This window comes from Pseudomonas graminis (assembly GCF_900111735.1).
In the GTDB taxonomy this organism is placed as follows: domain Bacteria; phylum Pseudomonadota; class Gammaproteobacteria; order Pseudomonadales; family Pseudomonadaceae; genus Aquipseudomonas; species Aquipseudomonas graminis.
In genome coordinates, this window is record NZ_FOHW01000007.1 from 164,373 (window position 1) to 185,312 (window position 20,940).

Annotated in this window: 20 protein-coding genes and 2 pseudogenes; 12 read left to right on the forward strand and 10 right to left on the reverse strand. The window is 59.3% G+C overall.

Features of this window, described 5'->3' with window-relative positions; genetic code table 11:
- The first annotated feature begins 130 nt into the window (after nt 1–130).
- The 3 genes from rpe (at nt 131) to trpE (ending at nt 3,182) form a co-directional block, all read left to right on the forward strand.
- The gene (rpe, locus tag BMY98_RS07915) at nt 131–802 is read left to right on the forward strand and encodes a ribulose-phosphate 3-epimerase (RefSeq protein WP_074887036.1); all 672 of its coding nucleotides are present in this window, start codon (nt 131–133) and stop codon (nt 800–802) included.
- Between the two features lie 47 nt (nt 803–849).
- Nucleotides 850–1,632 (forward strand): phosphoglycolate phosphatase, encoded by a 783-nt coding sequence (locus BMY98_RS07920; RefSeq protein ID WP_074887099.1) that lies wholly within the window; start codon nt 850–852, stop codon nt 1,630–1,632.
- Between the two features lie 68 nt (nt 1,633–1,700).
- Nucleotides 1,701–3,182 (forward strand): anthranilate synthase component I, encoded by a 1,482-nt coding sequence (gene trpE / locus BMY98_RS07925; protein ID WP_074887039.1) that lies wholly within the window; start codon nt 1,701–1,703, stop codon nt 3,180–3,182.
- Nucleotides 3,183–3,362: 180 nt separating this feature from the next.
- Here the strand turns inward: trpE and estP are convergent, their stop codons facing one another.
- A complete protein-coding gene (estP, locus tag BMY98_RS07930) occupies nt 3,363–5,303 on the reverse strand; it encodes an esterase EstP (protein WP_074887041.1) in 1,941 nt (646 codons plus the stop codon).
- Nucleotides 5,304–5,774: 471 nt separating this feature from the next.
- Between estP and BMY98_RS07935 the strand changes: the two genes are divergently transcribed.
- The 4 genes from BMY98_RS07935 to BMY98_RS07950 are packed head-to-tail and all read left to right on the forward strand — an operon-like array spanning nt 5,775 to nt 9,020.
- On the forward strand, nt 5,775–6,374 hold the full coding sequence (locus BMY98_RS07935) for an aminodeoxychorismate/anthranilate synthase component II (protein ID WP_074887043.1): 600 nt from the start codon (nt 5,775–5,777) through the stop codon (nt 6,372–6,374).
- 18 nt (nt 6,375–6,392) lie between these two features.
- Nucleotides 6,393–7,442, forward strand: coding sequence for an anthranilate phosphoribosyltransferase (trpD, locus tag BMY98_RS07940; protein WP_074887101.1), 1,050 nt, complete (start codon nt 6,393–6,395; stop codon nt 7,440–7,442).
- The gene (trpC, locus tag BMY98_RS07945) at nt 7,439–8,275 is read left to right on the forward strand and encodes an indole-3-glycerol phosphate synthase TrpC (RefSeq protein WP_074887045.1); all 837 of its coding nucleotides are present in this window, start codon (nt 7,439–7,441) and stop codon (nt 8,273–8,275) included. The genes trpD and trpC overlap by 4 nt, the downstream gene beginning before the upstream one ends.
- 49 nt (nt 8,276–8,324) lie before the next feature.
- Entirely contained in the window at nt 8,325–9,020 is a 696-nt protein-coding gene (locus tag BMY98_RS07950) for a lipoate--protein ligase family protein (protein WP_074887046.1), read from the forward strand.
- Nucleotides 9,021–9,045: 25 nt separating this feature from the next.
- Here BMY98_RS07950 and crp read toward each other — a convergent pair whose 3' ends face one another.
- Nucleotides 9,046–9,690 (reverse strand): cAMP-activated global transcriptional regulator CRP, encoded by a 645-nt coding sequence (gene crp / locus BMY98_RS07955; RefSeq protein WP_074887047.1) that lies wholly within the window; start codon nt 9,688–9,690, stop codon nt 9,046–9,048.
- A 206-nt stretch (nt 9,691–9,896) separates the two neighbouring features.
- On the opposite strand from crp, the gene BMY98_RS07960 reads away from it, so the two are divergent.
- Nucleotides 9,897–10,319, forward strand: a complete 423-nt coding sequence (locus BMY98_RS07960; RefSeq protein ID WP_037019202.1) for an OsmC family protein — start codon at nt 9,897–9,899, stop codon at nt 10,317–10,319.
- Nucleotides 10,320–10,554: 235 nt separating this feature from the next.
- A complete protein-coding gene (speD, locus tag BMY98_RS07965) occupies nt 10,555–11,349 on the forward strand; it encodes an adenosylmethionine decarboxylase (protein ID WP_037019204.1) in 795 nt (264 codons plus the stop codon).
- 102 nt (nt 11,350–11,451) lie between these two features.
- Here speD and coq7 read toward each other — a convergent pair whose 3' ends face one another.
- From coq7 to hemJ, 5 genes are all read right to left on the reverse strand, one after another.
- Entirely contained in the window at nt 11,452–12,099 is a 648-nt protein-coding gene (coq7, locus tag BMY98_RS07970; protein WP_074887049.1) for a 2-polyprenyl-3-methyl-6-methoxy-1,4-benzoquinone monooxygenase, read from the reverse strand.
- A gap of 125 nt (nt 12,100–12,224) precedes the next feature.
- Nucleotides 12,225–12,563: a histidine triad nucleotide-binding protein gene (locus tag BMY98_RS07975; RefSeq protein WP_074887052.1), complete on the reverse strand. Its 339-nt coding sequence runs from the start codon at nt 12,561–12,563 to the stop codon at nt 12,225–12,227.
- Nucleotides 12,564–12,649: 86 nt separating this feature from the next.
- Nucleotides 12,650–13,435 (reverse strand): SDR family NAD(P)-dependent oxidoreductase, encoded by a 786-nt coding sequence (locus tag BMY98_RS07980; protein ID WP_074887055.1) that lies wholly within the window; start codon nt 13,433–13,435, stop codon nt 12,650–12,652.
- 55 nt (nt 13,436–13,490) lie between these two features.
- The gene (locus BMY98_RS07985) at nt 13,491–14,411 is read right to left on the reverse strand and encodes a DUF805 domain-containing protein (RefSeq protein WP_074887058.1); all 921 of its coding nucleotides are present in this window, start codon (nt 14,409–14,411) and stop codon (nt 13,491–13,493) included.
- Between the two features lie 44 nt (nt 14,412–14,455).
- Nucleotides 14,456–14,881: a protoporphyrinogen oxidase HemJ gene (gene hemJ / locus BMY98_RS07990; RefSeq protein WP_074887061.1), complete on the reverse strand. Its 426-nt coding sequence runs from the start codon at nt 14,879–14,881 to the stop codon at nt 14,456–14,458.
- Nucleotides 14,882–15,013: 132 nt separating this feature from the next.
- Here hemJ and argC point away from each other — a divergent pair, with 132 nt between their 5' ends.
- Complete coding sequence (argC, locus tag BMY98_RS07995) at nt 15,014–16,048, forward strand: N-acetyl-gamma-glutamyl-phosphate reductase (protein ID WP_074887064.1); 1,035 nt, start codon at nt 15,014–15,016, stop codon at nt 16,046–16,048.
- A 185-nt stretch (nt 16,049–16,233) separates the two neighbouring features.
- Nucleotides 16,234–16,584, forward strand: a complete 351-nt coding sequence (erpA, locus tag BMY98_RS08000) for an iron-sulfur cluster insertion protein ErpA (protein WP_065991366.1) — start codon at nt 16,234–16,236, stop codon at nt 16,582–16,584.
- Nucleotides 16,585–16,656: 72 nt separating this feature from the next.
- On the opposite strand, the gene BMY98_RS08005 is transcribed toward erpA, so the two are convergent.
- From BMY98_RS08005 to BMY98_RS28015, 3 genes and pseudogenes are all read right to left on the reverse strand, one after another.
- The gene (locus BMY98_RS08005; protein ID WP_074887068.1) at nt 16,657–17,748 is read right to left on the reverse strand and encodes an anhydro-N-acetylmuramic acid kinase; all 1,092 of its coding nucleotides are present in this window, start codon (nt 17,746–17,748) and stop codon (nt 16,657–16,659) included.
- Nucleotides 17,749–17,751: 3 nt separating this feature from the next.
- A pseudogene (locus BMY98_RS08010) lies at nt 17,752–18,864 on the reverse strand (peptidoglycan DD-metalloendopeptidase family protein); the annotation flags it as partial.
- Between the two features lie 74 nt (nt 18,865–18,938).
- Nucleotides 18,939–19,185: pseudogene (locus BMY98_RS28015) on the reverse strand (peptidase M23); the annotation flags it as partial.
- A 212-nt stretch (nt 19,186–19,397) separates the two neighbouring features.
- Here BMY98_RS28015 and tyrS point away from each other — a divergent pair.
- Nucleotides 19,398–20,597, forward strand: coding sequence for a tyrosine--tRNA ligase (gene tyrS, locus BMY98_RS08015; protein ID WP_074887074.1), 1,200 nt, complete (start codon nt 19,398–19,400; stop codon nt 20,595–20,597).
- Nucleotides 20,598–20,940: the final 343 nt, after the last annotated feature.

The following is a 20,940-nucleotide window of genomic DNA, read 5'->3' on the forward strand; positions in this document are numbered from 1 at the left end:
CGCACCGGGCCTTGCGCTGTTTGCCCCCCTTAATCAAGCCTCTCGGCGCACTCGCACGCGACCCAACGCACGTTTCAAACTCTTGGAGTACAATGCGCGCCACCGTGATTTCGCTCATAAAAGGTGCGTCATGCAGCCCTTCGCTATTGCTCCTTCGATTCTGTCCGCCGATTTCGCCCGTCTGGGAGAGGAAGTCGACAACGTCCTGGCCGCTGGCGCCGACATTGTCCACTTCGACGTTATGGACAACCACTACGTCCCCAATCTGACGATCGGACCGATGGTCTGCGCGGCATTGCGCAAATACGGCATCACCGCGCCCATCGATGTTCATCTGATGGTCAGCCCGGTGGATCGCATCATCGGCGACTTCATCGAAGCCGGGGCCACCTACATCACCTTCCACCCGGAAGCGACCCAGCACATCGACCGTTCCCTGCAACTGATCCGAGAAGGGGGCTGCAAGGCGGGTCTGGTGTTCAACCCGGCGACTCCGCTGAACCTGCTCGAATACGTCATGGACAAGGTCGACATGATCCTGCTCATGAGCGTCAACCCGGGCTTCGGCGGTCAGAAATTCATCCCCGGTACGATCAACAAGCTGCGTGAAGCCCGCGCACTCATTGACGCATCCGGTCGCGACATCCGTCTGGAGATCGACGGCGGTGTCAACGTCAACAACATCCGCGAGATCGCCGCAGCCGGTGCCGACACCTTCGTCGCAGGCTCGGCCATTTTCAATGCGCCTGATTACCGCGAAGTCATTGCGAAGATGCACGCAGAACTGGCGTTGGCCCGTTGAACAGCGGCTTCGAGCAGCTGTTTCCGGGCCGTCTGCCCAGGCTGATCATGTTCGACCTCGACGGCACACTGATCGACTCGGTGCCGGATCTGGCAGCAGCGGTGGACAAGACCCTGATCCAGTTCGGCCGGCCGCCGGCGGGTATCGAGCGGGTCCGTGACTGGATCGGCAACGGGGTGCGCGTGCTGGTACGCCGCGCGTTGGCGAACGGCATGGATCACACCGCCGTCGATGAAGAGTCCACCGAGGCTGCGCTGGCGATTTTCATGGAGGCCTACAGCGGCAGCCACGCCCTGACCAAGGTCTACCCCGGCGTGCGCGAAACCCTGAAGTGGCTGCAGAAGATGGGCATCGAGATGGCGCTGATCACCAACAAGCCGGAACGCTTTGTCGCGCCCTTGCTGGATGACCTCAAGCTCGGCCGGTTCTTTCGCTGGATCGTGGGTGGCGACACGCTGCCGCAGCAGAAGCCCGATCCGGCGGCGCTGTTCTTCGTCATGAAAATGGCCGGCGTACCGGGCTCGCAGTCACTGTTCGTGGGTGACTCGCGCAACGACGTGCTGGCGGCGAAAGCGGCGGGTGTCGCCTGTGTGGCATTGAGTTACGGCTATAACCACGGCCGCCCGATCGCGGAAGAGTCGCCGGCACTGGTCATCGACGATTTGCGCATGCTGATTCCGGGCAGTTCTGCCGGTTGCTTAGCGCAGGGCGCTGAGATAACGTTGCCCGACATCAAGTCTCCCTCCTTTAGAGAATCCATCGTGGTGGTCACTCGCAAACTCTGGATGAAAGTCATCAAGGCCCTGGCCCGCTGGCGTTGGCGCGCCTGACTTGAATCTGGCCGGAGCCCCGGCGCGTTTGCATCCCTGACCGTTTTCCCTCAGACCACGAGGCTGATATGACCCGCGAAGAATTCCTGCGTTTGGCCGCTGAAGGCTACAACCGCATCCCCCTTGCCTACGAAACCCTGGCCGACTTCGATACCCCGCTGTCGATCTATCTGAAGCTCGCTGACGAGCCCAACTCTTACCTGCTTGAGTCGGTGCAGGGCGGGGAGAAGTGGGGGCGGTATTCGATCATCGGCCTGCCGTGCCGCACGGTCATGCGCGTGCATGACCACACCGTCAGCGTGACCCACGACGGCGTCGAGATCGAGCGCCTCGAAGCCGAAGACCCGCTGGACTTCGTCGAGACTTTCAAGGCCCGCTACAACGTTCCGACCATCGCCGGTCTGCCACGCTTCAACGGCGGTCTGGTGGGCTATTTCGGTTATGACTGCGTGCGTTATGTAGAGCCGCGTCTGGGCGCATGCCCGAATCCCGATCCGCTGGGCGTGCCGGATATTTTGCTGATGGTGTCCGATGCCGTCGTGGTGTTCGATAACCTGGCCGGCAAGATGCACGCGATTGTGCTGGTTGATCCGGCTCAGTCTGAAGCCTATGAAGGTGGCCTGGCCCGACTCGAAGTGCTGATGGAAAAACTGCGTCAGCCGATCACGCCCCGTCGTGGTCTGGACCTGACCCGTCCGCAGGCGGCCGACCCCGTGTTCCGTTCCAGCTTCACCCAGTCGGATTATGAAAAAGCCGTCGACACGATCAAGGAATACATCCTCGCCGGCGACTGCATGCAGGTCGTGCCGTCGCAGCGCATGTCCATCGACTTCAAGGCCGCGCCGATCGATCTGTATCGCGCGCTGCGGTGTTTCAATCCGACGCCCTACATGTACTTCTTCAACTTCGGCGACTTCCACGTCGTCGGCAGTTCCCCGGAAGTGCTGGTGCGGGTCGAAGACAATCTGATCACCGTACGGCCGATTGCCGGGACGCGTCCTCGCGGCGCTACCGAGGAAGAGGATTACGCGCTGGAAGTCGACTTGCTGTCCGACGACAAAGAGATCGCCGAGCACCTGATGCTCATCGATCTGGGGCGCAACGACACGGGGCGCGTTTCGGAAGTCGGCTCGGTGAAGCTCACCGAGAAGATGGTCATCGAGCGTTATTCGAACGTCATGCACATCGTGTCGAACGTCACTGGTCAGCTGAAGAACGGCCTGACGGCGATGGATGCGCTGCGGGCTATCTTGCCGGCGGGCACGTTGTCGGGCGCGCCGAAGATTCGTGCGATGGAAATCATCGACGAGCTGGAGCCGGTCAAGCGTGGTGTGTACGGCGGCGCAGTGGGCTACTTTGCCTGGAACGGCAACATGGATACCGCGATTGCCATCCGCACCGCCGTGATCAAAAACGGTGAGCTGCACGTGCAGGCCGGTGGCGGCATCGTTGCGGATTCTGTGCCAGCGCTGGAGTGGGAAGAAACCCTCAACAAGCGCCGCGCGATGTTCCGCGCCGTGGCCCTGGCGCAGCAGACGCCCGAAGCTTGATGGTTGGTCTGCACATGAAAACGGCGCCAGGGGCGCCGTTTTTTTGTGGCCGATACAAACCACTTGTAGGAGTGAGCTTGCTCGCGATCACCATTTACCCGACAACACTTGCAGCGTCTACACGGACGTAATCGCGAGCAAGGTGGAGCGCCACCCCGGCGCTCCTACAGGACCATGGCGTCAGAAATCCAGACTCACCGCCAGGTTCAACCCTTGCTGCGTCACGTCATCATTCTTGCGCCAGTTGTAGCCCGCACGCAGCGTCAGGTCGGGCGCCAGCTTCTGGCTCAGGCCCACACTGGCGCGATTCAAGCTGCGCTGGGGGTCATAGCCTTTCAGGTCAAAGTCCACGCCCGGCACGCTATTCAGCGCGATGGTCACGTCCTGCTGATCAGTCTCGAACTCACGCTCATGGGCCACTTCGCCAAACAGTTGAGTCTGCGGCGTGACGTCGAACTTGCCTTGCAGCCCCGCGCCGAGCCGCTTCGACTTGCGCGTCTGGTCGTCGTAGTTGAGTGCGGTCGCGCGAGCACTGTTCTCCGAATAGCCATCGACGTCGACATGGGAATAGTCGGCGCTGATGAACGGCGAGAAATGCCAGCGACTGCTCTGCTCGGCCAGATCGAAGCCCACGCGCCCACTCACTGCCCACAGATCGCCTTTGGTGTCGCCTTTCTCCGCGCCTTCGCTGCTGCCCAGCGCGAACTTGCGCTTGAGGTTGTCGTAGTCGAGTTTTCCGCCCGAGGCCGCCAGGTCTGCCCACCAGTGTTGTGCCTGATACTGCACGAACGCGGTCGCGATGTAGCTATTGAGTTTGTAGTCCGAATCCTTGGCCCCGGCTTCGAGGGTTTGCCGGTATGCGCCCGCAACCAGGCCCGCTCTCCAGTCTTCAGCGAAGCGATAGCTGCCGCCCACCGTGAGGTTGTAGCCATGACCGTCGCCGCTGGCGGAATTGCCTTGCGCGTCGAAATCCATTTTCTGACCGCCACCGGCGACGATGGCCCGCCATTCACCAACGTTCTGCCAGTTGCCCCAGTCCGCCAGCCACTGACTGCGCAGTTCATCCTGCTGCGCGCGCAACGTACCGTTGGCCATTTCCGGCAGCAGGGTAATTTCCCACGGTGCGGACAAAATCGAATACCCGTAGTCGGCGATCAGGCGCTGACCCGCGACGGTCGGGTGCACGCCGTCATTGAACAGCAGTTTGGTCGGATCAGGCGTCAGGCCGCCAATCCCGTAAACGCTATTGGCGGTGCAGTTGTTGCCGTTGAAACAGGTGCCGACCAGGTTCTGATCGGCCGCCAACCCGTAGCGCGCCGGCTCGGTCAGTACATCGCGTATGAGCCCCGGCACATTGAGCGGAATGATCTCGGCATCGATTTGCCCCAGCCGATTGACCAACTGCTGGTTGAACACCCCGCTCAGCAACGTCGACGGCACCTGCAATGGCGTGCCGAATACAGCAGGCGTGCGGCCGATGTCAGGCAGCAGCCAGACCATGATGTAACGCGCCCCGGCCTGGGACAGGATTTGCGCGCCGTTGGCCAGGTTGTTCGCCGCGTTGACGGCCTGTCCCGCGCTCAGCACCCGGCCCTGAAGGAAGTCATTGCCGCCCCCGGTCAGGTAGTAAAGGGCGTTGGGGTCAGCCCGCGAGCTGTTTTCAACCAGATAGCCGGGTCGCGTCCGGAACACTGTCGTGACGCCAGTGGTGGCATCGGTGTTGGCAATCCGGGATTGGGTGGTGATCGCCGCGAGGATCTGATCCGTCCGGTCGCCGCCCACGGCCCAATTATTACCATCCGCCAACCCTTGCGCCGCGCGAACGGGGGAGGTGGATGCCTGCAAGTCTCCGGGCGCCACGCCAAGCATTCCGCCCAGCAACGTCGATGAGTTCAGACCGAATGCCTCACCGCTCCCGTTCAGGTACGTCGGGCCGGTGCGGTTGGTGAAGCGCAAGGTGGCGCCGGGTGGTCCGCCCGCATCGGGGAATTGCCCGGCGTCGGCCAGGCTGTCGCCAAACACGATCATCGTTGAATAGGGGGAAGAGGCGGCCAGGGCCGAGGAGCAGGCGAGCGAGAGCAGGCAAGCCGCGAACGGCCAGCGCAGTGTGGCTTTGAGCATGGGGGCATCCCTTATTGTTTTCAGTGCTGTACGAGAAGGTAGCAGCAGCGACACAAATCGCCCACGATGCCGTGGCATTCACGGCAAATATTCTGTACTGGCCTTCAAGCTGCGATCTGCATCTTGCAGGCGCCCAGTTCCTGCCAGTCGGCCTCTGGGTCGCGCCATCCGGGCACTGCGATATTGCACGCCCTGCGGCGGTACGCTACTGTGCGGCAACGTATGAACGAGACCTTTCCTGTGTCGATTGTCAGCAGCTTCTTGATGCGCGTTATCAAGGGCCACGCCCGCTGGCGTTGGCGCGCCTGACTATGTCCCCCGCCGGCCCCGCCGGATCTGTATTGATATGCCTTCTGATGCCTCGGTTTTGCAGTGCCTCGCCGGAACCCTTCCTGCGACACCTCTGCGGGCAACTGCGGTCCGAAAACAGAAGGCCACGTTAGAAGTCAGTAATTCAAAAGGTTAAGCACCATGCTGCTGATGATCGATAACTACGACTCCTTCACCTACAACGTCGTGCAGTACCTGGGCGAACTGGGTGCCGACGTCAAGGTGATTCGCAACGACGAAATGACCGTCGCCGAAATCGAAGCCCTGAACCCTGAGCGCATCGTCGTTTCCCCCGGCCCGTGCACGCCGAACGAGGCGGGCGTGTCCATTGACGTGATCAAGCACTTTGCCGGCAAGCTGCCTGTGCTCGGCGTCTGCCTGGGTCATCAGTCGATTGGCCAGGCGTTTGGCGGCGACGTGGTGCGTGCGCGCCAGGTCATGCACGGCAAGACCAGCGAGCTGATCCACGAAGACAAAGGCGTGTTCGAAGGCCTGAAGCATCCGCTGACCGTGACCCGCTATCACTCGCTGGTGGTCAAGCGCGAGACCCTTCCTGAATGTCTCGAATTGACCGCCTGGACCCAGCGCGAAGACGGCTCCGTTGATGAAATCATGGGCCTGCGTCACAAAACCCTTAACGTCGAGGGCGTACAGTTTCACCCTGAATCGATTCTTTCCGAGCAGGGCCACGAGCTGTTCGCCAACTTCCTCAAGCAGACCGGCGGCACCCGTCAGGGTTAAGGGCACTTCGACATGGCAATGGATATCAAAACGGCGCTGGGCCGGGTTGTGAATCAACTGGACCTGAGCACCGATGAAATGCGCGACGTCATGCGCGAAATCATGACCGGTCAGTGCACCCAGGCACAGATCGGCGCATTCCTGATGGGCATGCGCATGAAGAGCGAAAGCATCGACGAGATCGTCGGTGCGGTGTCTGTGATGCGCGAGTTGGCGGATCAGGTTCAGCTCAAAACCCTCGACGGCGTAGTCGACATCGTCGGTACCGGTGGCGATGGCGCGAACATTTTCAACGTATCGACCGCGGCCTCCTTCGTGATCGCGGCGGCCGGTTGCACAGTCGCCAAGCACGGTAATCGCGCGGTCTCCGGCAAGAGCGGCAGCGCCGATTTACTGGAGGCCGCAGGCGTTTACCTGAACTTGACTCCGGTGCAAGTGGCGCGCTGCATCGACAGCGTCGGCATCGGCTTCATGTTCGCGCAAACCCATCACGGCGCAATGAAACACGCCGCCGGACCACGCAAGGAACTGGGCCTGCGGACCCTGTTCAATATGCTCGGTCCACTGACCAACCCGGCCGGCGTCAAGCATCAGGTGGTCGGCGTGTTCAGTCAGGCGCTGTGCCGGCCTTTGGCCGAAGTGCTGCTGCGCATGGGCAGCAAACATGTGCTGGTGGTGCACTCCCAGGATGGCCTGGACGAATTCAGCATCGCCGCGCCGACGTTTGTCGCGGAACTCAAGAACGGCGAAGTAAACGAATACTGGGTGCAGCCGGAAGACCTCGGCATGAAAAGCCAGAGCCTGTTCGGTCTGGTGGTCGAGAGCCCGGCGCAGTCGCTGGAATTGATTCGCGACGCGCTGGGGCGGCGTAAATCGGAGCACGGGCAGAAAGCGGCTGAAATGATCGTGCTCAATGCCGGCGCCGCGCTTTACGCGGCTGACCATGCGTCATCATTGAAAGAAGGCGTGGCTTTGGCCCACGACGCATTGCACACGGGTCTGGCCCGCGAAAAGCTGGAAGAACTCGGTGCCTTTACGGCGGTATTCAAGCAGGAGAATGAAGCATGAGCGTACCGACGGTATTGCAAAAGATTCTGGCCCGAAAGGTCGAGGAAGTCGCTGCGCGTCGTGCCAGTGTCAGCTTGGCCGAATTGGAAGCGCTGGCCGCCGCAGCCGATGCGCCGCGTGGGTTCGCCAAAGCGATGATCGCCCAGGCCAAGCGCAAGCAGCCGGCCGTCATCGCAGAGATCAAGAAAGCTTCGCCGAGCAAAGGTGTGATCCGCGAAAACTTCCAGCCCGCAGAGATCGCCAATAGCTACGAAGCGGGCGGAGCCACGTGCCTTTCTGTGCTGACGGACATCGATTTCTTTCAGGGCTCTGATGATTACTTGAAGCAAGCCCGGGCGGCGTGTTCGCTACCGGTGATACGCAAGGACTTCATGATCGACCCGTACCAGATTGTCGAGGCGCGGGCATTGGGCGCCGATTGCATTTTGCTGATCGTTTCGGCACTGGACGATGTGAAAATGGCCGAGCTGGCCTCCGTTGCCAAAGGTGTCGGCCTCGACGTGCTGGTTGAAGTCCACGATGGCGACGAGCTTGAGCGGGCGTTGAAAATCCTCGACACCCCGCTGGTGGGCGTCAACAACCGCAATCTGCACACGTTCGACGTCAGTCTGGAAACCACCCTCGACCTGCTTCCACGTATTCCGCGTGATCGTCTGGTCGTCACCGAAAGCGGCATTTCTCACAGGGCCGACGTTGAGCTGATGGAAATCAGCGACGTTTATTCCTTTCTGGTGGGCGAGGCGTTCATGCGCGCCGAGAAGCCAGGTGTGGAATTGCAGCGGCTGTTCTTCCCGGAGAAAGGCACTGCGGTCAAATCCGGCGGCCTGGACTGATCCAATCTTTCAGGCCTGAAAGCCATCGCCACTCGCGTCAGGAGGCAGCATGACCCTTCAGCTCTTGGAATCCTGCGTTGAAGTCGGCCTCAAGGCCGAGCAGGATCTGCTGGCGTCGGTGTGTGATGGCCACGCCGACAGCGGATTGTTGTTCTGGCGGCCTACGGATCGTGCGTTGGTCATGCCGCGGCGGTTGAGCCGTCTTCCCGGCTTCACTGAAGCCAGCGAAACGCTTGCCGACAGTGGCTGGCCGGTGCTGTTGCGTGAAAGTGGTGGCGAGCCTGTGCCGCAATCGCCTTCGACGGTCAATGTGGCGCTTGTGTATGTGCAGCCGGACACCGATCTGGACCGCGATCGCATCGAAAACGCTTACATGCGCCTGTGTCAGCCGATCCTGGATACGCTGGGTGAGCTGGGGGGCGCTGCCTCTCTGGGCGAAGTTGAAGGTGCATTCTGCGATGGCCGCTTCAACGTCAACCTCAACGCTCGCAAGATGGTCGGTACCGCGCAGCGCTGGCGCCAGAGTCAGGGTGGCAAGCGGCCGGTGGTGCTGGCCCACGCCGCGATGCTGCTGGATGACGAGCGCGTCGAAATGGTTAATGCGGTCAATCGCTTCAATGAAACCTGCGAACTCGATCCACGGTGCAAAGCAGAAAGCCATATCGCTTTGCATGAGCTGTTCGGCGCGCCGGATTTTCTGCACCGCCTAAGCGAACGCTACACACGTCTGCTGGCCGGGATCTGATTCACCTGTACGTAACGGTCCTCTGTTAACGGGTGCCGAAAACCACCATGGTTTTGCCCCGGACATGCACCAGGTTCTGCTCTTCCAGTGCCTTCAGCACGCGCCCGACCATCTCTCGCGAACACCCCACGATACGGCCAATCTCCTGGCGGGTGATCTTGATCTGCATGCCATCCGGATGGGTCATCGCGTCAGGCTGTTTGCATAGATCGAGCAGGCTGCGGGCCACGCGGCCAGTAACGTCCAGAAAGGCCAGATCGCCGACCTTGCGGGTGGTGTTGCGCAGGCGCTCGGCGATCTGGGCACCGATGGCGTACATCAATTCGGGATCATGCAAACTGAGCTCGCGAAACTTGGCGTAGCTGAGCTCGGCCACTTCACATTCGGTTTTGGCGCGCACCCAGGCACTTCGGTGTGCGCTGGCGGCCGTCTGCTCAAATAGCCCCAGTTCGCCGAAGAAATCCCCGGTATTGAGGTAGGCCACGATCATCTCGCGGCCTTCGTTGTCTTCGATCAGGATCGTCACCGAGCCTTTGATGATCAGGTACAGCGAGTCCGATTCTTCGCCTGCGCAGAGGATGTTGGTCTTCGCCGGGCATCGTCGCCGCTGGGCGTGCGGCAGCAGTTTGTCGGCGATTTTCATCTTGTTCGTAGGCGGCACGGCGAGCATGGCTGTATCCCGTAAAAAACTGCGCCCTTAGGCATTCCTAGAGGTATCGGCAGTGTTTCCGATTTGACGCAGCTCAAGAGCGGCATTTAGCCATTTTTTCAGACAAATCCTACATTTCCGTCGTTTTCGGACACACCCGGTCCTCTCAGCGACTTTAGGGCCCTGTGCTAAGCTGGCCGCCATTTTTCAAGCATTGGAGTCCGGTGATGAAGGCACGTATTCAATGGGCGGGTGAGGCGATGTTCCTCGGTGAGTCCGGCAGCGGCCATGTGGTTGTGATGGATGGCCCTCCGGAAAGTGGCGGTCGCAACCTCGGTGTTCGCCCGATGGAGATGGTGCTGATTGGGCTGGGTGGCTGCAGCAACTACGACGTGGTCAGTATCCTCAAGAAAGCCCGTCAGCCGATCGAAAGCTGCGAGGCGTTTCTGGAAGCCGAGCGCGCCAACGAAGATCCCAAGGTGTTCACCAAGATCCACTTGCATTTCGTGGTTAAAGGGCGCGGCCTGAAAGAGACGCAGGTCAAGCGTGCGATCGAGCTGTCCGCCGAGAAATACTGCTCGGCGTCGATCATGCTGGGTAACGCAGGCGTTGAAATCACCCACGACTACGAGATCATCGAACTGGGCTGAACGACGCTCAATTTTCACAAAAGCGGTGCAGGCTATGGCATGCGACTTCTGACGTCTGCATAATGCGCCCCTTTTTCAGGGCGCGACCGCCGGATAACCGGCTCGCCTCCGACCAGACAACCAAAATCGCCAACGCGAAGAGGTGTTAACCGTCCTACGCAGCTGAGCCGGGCTCAGTTGACGGGCATGCTTGATCACGCGGCCAGCGCCGCACCCATATAGAGAGTTTTTAACGGTGAAAAGCAAACTCAAGCTCCACGGGTTCAATAACCTGACCAAGACCTTGAGCTTCAACATCTATGACATCTGCTATGCGGAAACCCCGCAGGACCAGCAGGCCTACGTCGAGTACATCAACAGTGTGTACGATGCCGAACGCCTGACGCGGATTCTCACCGATGTCGTCGACATCATTGGCGCGAACATCCTGAACATCGCTCGTCAGGACTACGATCCACAAGGCGCCAGTGTGACCATTCTGATCTCCGAGCAGCCGGTTACGCCGACCGACAGCCAGATCGAAGAATCGCCGGGTCCGCTGCCGGAAACCATCCTCGCGCACCTGGACAAGAGCCATATCACGGTTCACACCTATCCTGAAATTCACCCTGTTGACGGCATCGCCACCTTCCGTGTGGACATCGACGTGTCGACCTGCGGCGTGATCTCCCCGTTGAAAGCGCTGAATTACCTGATCCACAAGTTCGAGTCCGACATCGTGACCGTTGACTATCGCGTGCGCGGCTTCACCCGTGATGTCGAAGGCAAGAAGCACTTCATCGACCACGAGATCAACTCGATCCAGAATTACCTTTCCGATGACACGCGCGACAGTTACCAGATGACTGACGTGAACGTGTACCAGGAAAACCTGTTCCACACCAAAATGCTGCTCAAGCAGTTCGAGCTGGACAACTACCTGTTCGGCGACGCCACCAGCAATCTCTCCGCTGAACAGCGTGAGCAGGTCACTGGCCGCGTGAAGCACGAGATGCTCGAAATCTTCTACGGCCGCAACATGCCGGTCTAAGATTTCAGCGGTATAAAAAAGGCGCCTCTTCAGGCGCCTTTTTTGTTTCCAGCTTTTAGCGGCAGCTCTTTTTTGATAGAGACCGGCCTACCGCGGATCCGATCAGATCCTGTAGGTGGTCTTGGTCATGATTTTGGCCATCAGGCTCATGCCGAATTTCACCGGCGCCGGGAAGCGGAAACCGCCGGCCTCGAGCGCGCTTTCTGCATGATGCTCCTCGTCGGCGCGCATCTGTTCGAGAATCGCCCGGGACTTCTCGTCCTCGACCGGCAATTGCTCCAGATGCTCATTCAAGTGTTTGCACACCTGATCTTCCGTTGCGGCAACGAAGCCCAGGCTGATTCGATCGCTGATCAAGCCAGCCACTGCACCGATGCCAAACGAAGCGCCGTAGAACAGCGGGTTGAGCACGCTGGTGTGACTGCCCAACTGATGAATGCGTTGCTCGCACCACACCAGATGGTCGATTTCTTCCTCGGCGGCGTGCTCCATGGCTTTGCGCACCTGAGGCAGTTTCGCGGTGAGCGCCTGCCCCTGGTACAACGCTTGGGCACAGACTTCGCCGGTGTGATTGATGCGCATGAGACCTGCGACATGCCGAGTGTCGGGCTCATTCATCTTGACGTCGGGTTTAACGATGGCAGGCGAAGGACGATGTGCGTGCGCGCTGACGGGCAGCAGCGTTTTCATCGCAGCGTCGGCTTGAAGCAGAAAACGGTCGATAGGTGAGTAGTGACGTTCGGTAGCCATGGGCGCCTCCGGGTAAATCCACGGCGGCCAGTCTACCTCAAACGGTGTAACCGGGCTTGTCCGGTGTCAGCCCGCCGGGGCGTGGACGCGCACCCGGCAGGTCGACGAGGACCGGAGACGATGACTCAGCCCGGCGGCCAGCTCATCTGACGCTGACCCAGCACGTGCATGTGGATGTGATAGACAGTCTGTCCGCCTTTCTCGTTGGTGTTCATGACCACGCGGAAGCCGTCTTCGCAACCCAGTTCCTTTGCCAGGCGCTGGGCCGTGAACAGGATATGGCCCAGCAGGCCCTTATCGTCTTCAGTCACGTCATTGAGGGTGGCGATCGGCTTCTTCGGGATAACCAGAAAATGCACAGGCGCCTGAGGGGCGATGTCGTGAAAGGCCAGCACTTGATCATCTTCGTAGATGATCTTCGCCGGGATTTCCCGGTTGATGATCTTGGTGAACAAAGTATCCACAGCCTTCTTGCTCCGTTTCGAGGGGGATGAAGGCAGTGTACTGAGCGCTCCGGATCACGCCCAGCCGTTTGTTGCGATGGGCCGCGTCAGGCTGACGTACGAGATTTGAGAATCGAGCCCCAGAGCTTTCGCGTCATCCAGCGACTGGCAAAGCGCGGCAGGCGCGTCAGTAGCCTGTTACGCCAACCCGGGATGATCACCGCACGGTTCTTGTCCAGCGCGCGGACCGTGTACAGCGCGACCTCTTCAGCGGTCATGTGGTTGTCGTGCGTAAACTTGCCGGCATCCAGCTGTGCGGTGCGGAAAAACGCTGTGCGCGTCGGCCCGGGGCACAACACCGAAATCTTCACGCCGGTTTTGTGCAGCTCCTCGCGAAGCCCTTCGGAAAAATGCAGTACATACGCTTTGCTCGCGGCGTAGGTGCTCATCCACGGCCCGGGTTGAAAGCCCATGATCGAGGCAACGTTAAGGATCTGACCGCCGCCTTGGACCGCCATCAGATTGCCAACCGTGTGACAGAGGCGCGTTAGCGCGAGCACGTTAAGGTCGAGCAGGTCCTGCTCCTGCGCCCATTCCTGAGCGAGAAACGGGCCGCTGTTGCCGATGCCGGCGCAGTTGACCAGCAAATCGATGCTTCGCGAGCCTTCTTCGAGCTCTAGCAGAAAGCCCGAGAGGCGTAGCGGTTCGCCCAGATCGCAGGCGCGGAACAGCACCTCGACACCAAAGCGTTGGGTGAACTCAAGCGCAATGCTTTCGAGCATCTCCCGGTGCCTGGCCACCAGAATAAGGTTGCGACCCCGGCGGGCGAGGGCTTCGGCCATCGCCAGGCCAATACCGCTGGATGCACCTGTGACCATGGCGTAACGGGTCATGCAATTCTCCAGTGTTTGCAGCTCGTATTGAGACAGCGTCCTTGCTGCCAGATAGTTATTGGTCGTCGTTGCTGTCGGAGGAGTCACCAATATCTACGGGATCAACCGGAACGGTCGGTTGTTCCGTGTCACTGGAGTCATCATCGTAAGGCAGCGCTTGCTCATATTCGCTGGTGGTGGCTTCGACCTGTTCCTGAACCGTTTCCAGGCCACCCATCATCCCGGCGACTAACGCCAGTGCGAGCACCGCGAGCCAGAGAATGGCGAGGACCTTGACCCGCGGCGTGTTGCCAGGCGGTGGCGGACCGTACTGATTAGGGCCCGTGCTGCCGGGGACGGCCATCATCACGATCGGAAAGAAGCTGCCCACCACCGGCACCAGATTGAGTAACAGCAACCAGGCTGACCAACCGGCGTCATGTAAACGCTGGGCGCCGATCTGGATGCTGACAACCACGAACGCGACGAGGGCAACGGTGCCGAGCAGTCCGCCCGCGACCAGAGAAACGCTGAGGACGCCGACACACAGGGCGGCGACCAGCATCGCGACCCCCACCAGCGCCAAGCTCCACGCCAGGTAGCGCAGACGGCCGATACGCCCCTGAATGGAAAACACCTTCAATTCGCCCACGGCAGGCCAGTCTTGTGCGACCGGGGTGCGCGGCGGTGCGTAAGGGGATGCCGCAGGTTCGAAAGCCGGACGGGGAGCGTCTTCGACCACTTCTTCAAGGCGCAATGACACGGGCTCCTCGGGCTCGATGCGGCCCTCGACACCTGCATCGTTCAACGCGGCGAGATAACGCTGCGCGTCGTCCCGCGTCAGGCTGCGCTTGATGGTCACGGGATTGCCGGTGAAGAGACGATCAACGCCGGACACGTCGGTCTTGAATAGCTGCGCCAGGTTCAGGCGTGCTGTTTCCAGCTCGACGCCTGGTCGCAGCTGTCCCTCGAAAACGATCTTGAAATGCTCCGCCATGCTGGCTTCCTTGTCTTGAGTTCATACGATGTTAGCAATGCGCGTCAGAACGGTTTGACGACGACCAGAATGACCACGGCCAGCAAGATCAACACGGGTACCTCGTTGAACCAGCGATAGAACACATGGCTGCGACCAGGTTCGCCGCGTGCGAAGCGTTTAACCTGGGCGCCGCACACGTGGTGATAGCCAATCAGCAGGACGACGAGGGTGAGCTTGGCATGCAACCAGCCTTGCTGCAGGAAGCCCGGTGCGAGAACAATCAGCCAGATACCAAACACCAAAGTGGCGATCATCGAGGGCACCATGATGCCGCGGTACAACTTGCGCTCCATGGTGCAGAAGCGCTCGCGGCTTACGGAGTCTTCACTCATGGCGTGATAGACGAACAATCGCGGCAGATAGAACAAGGCGGCGAACCAGCACACCATCGCAACGATATGCAGCGCTTTAATCCAGAGATAGAGCATTTTGGTTTGTTTCCAGGAACACGGTGTCAAATAGTAGTGGCTTACGCGCCCGTACGTCACGTTCGCGGTTGTCCCATCGGCAATCGACCCATATGATCAGCGGCTTTCACTGGTTTGGTAGAGGGGCAGGTTATGGTCAAGGTCGGTATCGTCGGCGGTACGGGTTACACCGGCGTCGAGTTGCTGCGTCTTCTGGCGCAACACCCAGAGGCTGAAGTGGTTGCGATCACCTCGCGCTCCGAGGCAGGTCTGCCTGTCGCTGATATGTACCCAAACCTGCGCGGTCACTATGACGGCCTGGCGTTCAGCGTGCCGGACTCCAAAGTGCTGGGCGCGTGCGATGTAGTGTTCTTCGCCACGCCTCACGGTGTCGCACATGCGCTGGCGGGCGAGTTACTCGCCGCTGGCACCAAGGTCATCGACCTCTCCGCCGACTTCCGTCTGCAAGACCCGGTCGAATGGGCCAAGTGGTACAACCAGCCCCACGGTGCGCCGGAACTGCTCGACGAGGCGGTTTACGGCTTGCCGGAGGTCAATCGCGAGCACATCAAGGGCGCACGCCTCATCGCGGTGCCGGGTTGCTATCCGACCGCCACTCAGCTGGGTTTCCTGCCACTGCTCGAAGCGGGACTTGCCGATCCGTCGCGCCTGATCGCGGACTGCAAATCGGGCGTCAGCGGTGCAGGTCGCGGCGCCAGTGTGGGCTCGCTGTATTCCGAAACCAGCGAAAGCTTCAAGGCCTATGCCGTTAAGGGGCATCGCCATCTTCCCGAAATCACCCAAGGGCTGCGCCGAGCTGCCGGCGGCGATATCGGGCTGACGTTCGTGCCGCACCTGACGCCGATGATCCGTGGTATTCACGCCACGTTGTACGCAACAGTCGTCGACAGGTCGGTCGATCTGCAGGCGTTGTTCGAAAAGCGCTACGCCAATGAGCCTTTCGTCGACGTTATGCCGGCCGGAAGCCATCCCGAAACCCGGAGCGTACGCGGCGCAAACGTGTGTCGCATGGCGGTGCATCGTCCGCAGGGTGGCGATCTGGTGGTGGTGCTGTCGGTCATCGACAACCTGGTCAAAGGGGCTTCGGGGCAGGCCGTGCAGAACATGAACATCATGTTTGGCCTTGATGAACGGCTGGGCCTGTCCCACGCAGGGATGTTGCCGTAGTAGCAGCTTCAAGCTTCAAGCTTCAGGCTTCAAGTCTCAACTCGATGGCTGATAGCGGGCTGTTTTTTGCGGCTTGTCGCTTGCGACTTGTACCTGCCGTCACAATAGTTGACCAATTTTCTAGGAGAAGCGGATAATGCGCGTCATTACGCATTATGACGGCTTAGCGCCGGGAGATTTTTAGCATGAGCGTTGAATCCTTTACCCCTGTGGCTTTGGAATTCACCCACGGTGCCGCGCACAAGGTGAAAACTCTGGTCGATGAAGAGGGCAATGACCGTCTGAAGCTCCGCGTCTTCGTGACCGGGGGCGGTTGTTCCGGTTTCCAGTACGGCTTCACCTTTGACGAAGATGTTGCCGATGATGACACCATCGTCGAGCGCGAAGGCGTCAGTCTGGTGGTCGACCCCATGAGCTTCCAGTACCTGGCAGGTGCGGAGGTGGACTATCAGGAAGGTCTGGAAGGCTCTCGCTTCGTGATCAAGAACCCTAACGCCGCGACTACTTGTGGCTGTGGCTCTTCGTTCTCGATCTGATCTGACCGCTCTGACCGGCGCACACAAAAACGCCGCGCATTTGCGCGGCGTTTTGCATGGCGAGCCTGGCGCTTAAGCCGGGTAGATCGCGCCCAGAACACGCAAGCCTTTGGCCCCGGTCACGCTCGGACGGTTGGCAGGTACACTTTCGAGTGCGCAGTGCGCAAGCCAGGCGAATGCCATTGCTTCGACCCAGTCAGGATCAACCCCGAATTCCGCAGTGCTCGTGACTTTTGTTGCTGGCAGCAGCGCTGCCAGTCGATCCATCAACGCCTTGTTGTGAGCACCGCCGCCGCAGACCAGCAGTTCTTTAGTCTGCGCCTGTGCCGATTGCAGCGACTCTGTGATGCTCAATGCGGTAACTTCCAGCAGCGTCGCCTGCACATCCTCGGGTCTCAGCGTGGGCATCTGGAACAGGTGGTGGTGAACCCAGCCGAGGTTAAACACCTCACGGCCGGTGCTCTTGGGACCCTTGGTCTGAAAGAACTGATCACTGAGCATGGACTTCAGCAGCGCATCATTGACTGTCCCGCTCGCGCCCCACGCGCCATCCCGGTCGTAGCTCACGCCGCGCTGTGCCTGAATCCAGGCGTCGAGCAGCACATTGCCAGGGCCCGAGTCGAAGCCCGAAACCGGTTTGTCGATCTCGATCAGGCTGAGGTTGCTGAAACCACCGACATTGAGTACTGCGCGGTAGTCCTTGTTATCGTCGAACAACGCTTCATGAAATGCCGGAACCAGCGGAGCGCCCTGGCCACCTGCAGCGATATCACGCTTGCGGAAGTCGCTCACCACGGTGATGCCCGTCAGCTCGGCGAGCAGGGCAGGGTTGCCAATCTGAATGGTGAAGCCGCGGGCGGGCTCGTGACGAATGGTCTGGCCGTGGCTGCCGATAGCGCGGATTTCACCGGCTGACACATTCTGCTGGTCCAGCAAAGCCAGTACGCCTTGAGCCGCGAGACGAACCCACTTCTGCTCTGCGATGCCAGCACGCGCCAATTCGTCCGGGCCGCTGGCGCAGAGCCCCAGCAGTTCGGCGCGAAGATCGTCGGGCATAGGAATGTAGTAGGTGCCGAGCAAACGTGGTCGGTCATCCTGTTCTACCAGCGCGAAGTCGAGTCCGTCCAGACTGCTTCCGGACATTACACCTACATATAAAGTCATGGGTCAGCGCTTACTCGAGGCCAGCATGGTGGCCTTTTCCTGGTCCATGCGAGCCATCAAAGGTTGGCTTTCCTGCATGAACCGCTGTTTTTCGGACTTGGCGATCGGATCAGCCATTGGCAGCTTCTGCCCCAATGGATCGACATGAACGCCATTTACCTGGAACTCGTAGTGAACATGAGGACCCGTAGACAGACCGGTGGTTCCAATATAGCCAATGACCTGGCCCTGCTTGACGCTGGATCCGGACTGAATGCCCTTGGCAAAACCTTGCATGTGGCCGTACAGCGTTCGGTAGGTTTCACCGTGCTGAATGATCACGGTATTGCCGTAACCGCCGCGCCGCCCGGCAAGAATGACTTTGCCATCGCCGGTCGCCTTGATTGGTGTGCCACGAGGTGCAGCGTAGTCGATGCCTTGGTGGGCGCGAATCTTGTTCAGGATCGGGTGTTTGCGACCGGATGAGAACAGCGAACTGATGCGGGCGAATTCGACCGGCGTACGGATGAATGCTTTACGCATGCTATTGCCGTCCGCGGTGTAGTAGTTGGTATTGCCCTGCTTATTCGTGTAACGCACTGCGGTGTAAGTCTTGCCACGGTTTACGAAGCGCGCCGAGAGAATATTGCCTGTACTGACCGTCTTGCCGTTGACGACCTTCTGCTCGTAAATCACGTCGAATTCGTCACCCTTGCGGATATCCTGGGTGAAGTCGACGTCATAGCCGAAGATGTTTGCCATCTCCATGGTCATGGTATGGCTTAGGCCTGCACGCTGAGCAGATTGTGACAGCGAGTTGTTGATCGTTCCGTGAACGTAGGCAGTCCGGACATTGGGTTTGGTCACGTCACGGGTAAACGTGTAGCCCTTGTCAGTGCGGGACATGCTGATGCTTTCCGTCTCGCTCAGCTTGCTGTGCAATTGCTTGAGGTCGCCCTCGGGGGAGAGTTCGAATTGCAGCACCTGGCCGTTTTTCAGCTGGCTGAACTGCTTGGCTTTTTTGTCGCTGGCAATAACGTCGTGCACTGCAGTCGCAGGCAACCCTACTTTTTCGAACAACGTAGACAACGTATCGCCTTTCGACACCACTATTTCCCGGTGAGTCGAGCCTTTGGCAGTGGCAAGCTCTTTCTGTGCAGCCTTGGTATCGCTGGTGTTTTTCGCCGTTGCGGCCGGCTCAGTCGAATCACCTTCGATCTGGGCGAAAGGAGAATCTACGGGCGCCTCTGTGGCTTGAGTCTGTTCGTGAGCGTCTTGTTCTTGCTCGATCTGATCAGCAGGTGTGTCCAGTTCTAGAGCAAGGTTTGTTCGTTTGGCTTCGACGTCGCTGGATGGGAATACGAGGAGAGCCAGGCTAAGCAGTGCGGCGATACCGCTGGCTGCGAGCAGGTGGCTCTTCGGATAAAGCGGTGGCGCTTTAGGCGGAGTGTCGGTCATAGGTAATTTTGACTTTGAAAAAAGATGAAATGGAAAAGATGAATGACATGATGAAGATGAAATAACTGTATAAAATATAACCAAATCTCGCCTGAGGCAAGCTTGCGATCGGCTCGCTAGCCGATTCGTTGCGCACCTATTGCTGGAACTTGTATTTGGGCGCTGATCTTGTATGGTTGTTTCCCTTTGAAATAAGGCACTACGGGGCGGTTATGAAGTCGGTTGAAGAGCAGCTAGCGCTGATCAAGCGCGGTGCAGATGAACTCCTGGTTGAGGCCGAGCTGATCACAAAGCTCAAGCGTGGGCAGCCGCTTCGCATCAAGGCCGGTTTTGATCCAACCGCGCCCGACCTGCACCTCGGACATACGGTGCTTATTAATAAGCTGCGTCAATTCCAGGATCTCGGGCATCAGGTGATTTTCCTGATCGGCGACTTCACCGGCATGATTGGCGATCCGAGTGGCAAGAGCGCCACCCGTCCCCCGCTTACCCGCGAGCAAGTGCTGGACTACGCCGAGACCTATAAGGCTCAGGTCTTCAAGATTCTGGATCCGGCCAAAACCGAGGTCGCATTCAATTCCACGTGGATGGATCAACTGAGTCCTGCAGACTTCATACGGCTCTCTTCCCAGTACACCGTGGCACGGATGCTGGAGCGTGATGACTTCGACAAGCGTTACAAGTCGAATCAGTCGATTGCCATCCACGAATTCCTTTATCCGCTGGTGCAGGGCTACGACTCGGTTGCTTTGCGTGCCGACGTCGAGCTGGGCGGCACCGATCAGAAATTCAATTTGCTGATGGGGCGTGAGCTGCAGCGCGCCTACGGTCAGGAAGCGCAGTGCGTTCTGACGATGCCGTTGCTGGAAGGGCTGGATGGCGTCAAGAAGATGTCCAAGTCGCTGGGTAACTATGTAGGTATCCAGGAAGCGCCCGGCATTATGTACAGCAAGCTCGTCTCCATTCCCGATGCATTGATGTGGCGTTACTTTGAGCTGCTGAGCTTCCGCTCCATGGAAGAGATTGCCGCCTTTAAAGCGGATTGCGAAACGGGTGCCAATCCACGTGACATCAAGATCAAGCTGGCTGAAGAGATTGTCGCGCGCTTCCATGGTGAGGAGGCTGCGGCTTCCGCCCACCGTTCTGCTGGCAACCGTATGAAGGATGGGGAGCTTCCGGAAGATCTCCCGGAGATTGACCTGGCTGCACCCGAAGATATGCCGATTGCTGCCGTCCTTAATAAGGCGGGGCTGGTAAAGAACTCTGCGGTAGCTCGCGACCTGCTTGCATCCGGCGGCGTGCGTATAGATGGTGAAGTTGTAGATCGCGGGTTCGTGTTCAAGCTCGGCGCGACCCACGTGTGCCAGGCGGGCAAGAGGGCATTCGGGCGGATTACACTTCGTTTGGAATAAAGTTCAAATAAGTGCTTGACGCCCCTCTGGATCTGTCTATAATTCGCCCCACTTCCGGCGCAGACGAAACGGAAAACTCCTTGATAATCAAAGAGTTGGACGAAGTAAGCAGCGAGGAATGCTTCGGTTCAGATGCTTGAATCGACAGCGGTGAAAAAGGCAGTTGACAGCAGGTTGTAACGCTGTAGAATTCGCCTCCCGCTGACGTGAGACGTTAAGTCGAACGAAGCGCAAGTGGTTGAAGTTGATAAGGAAACTTTGAAAACTTCTTAAAATAACCGCTTGACAGAGACAAGAGACGCTGTAGAATGCGCGCCTCGGTTGAGACGAAAGATCTTAGCCA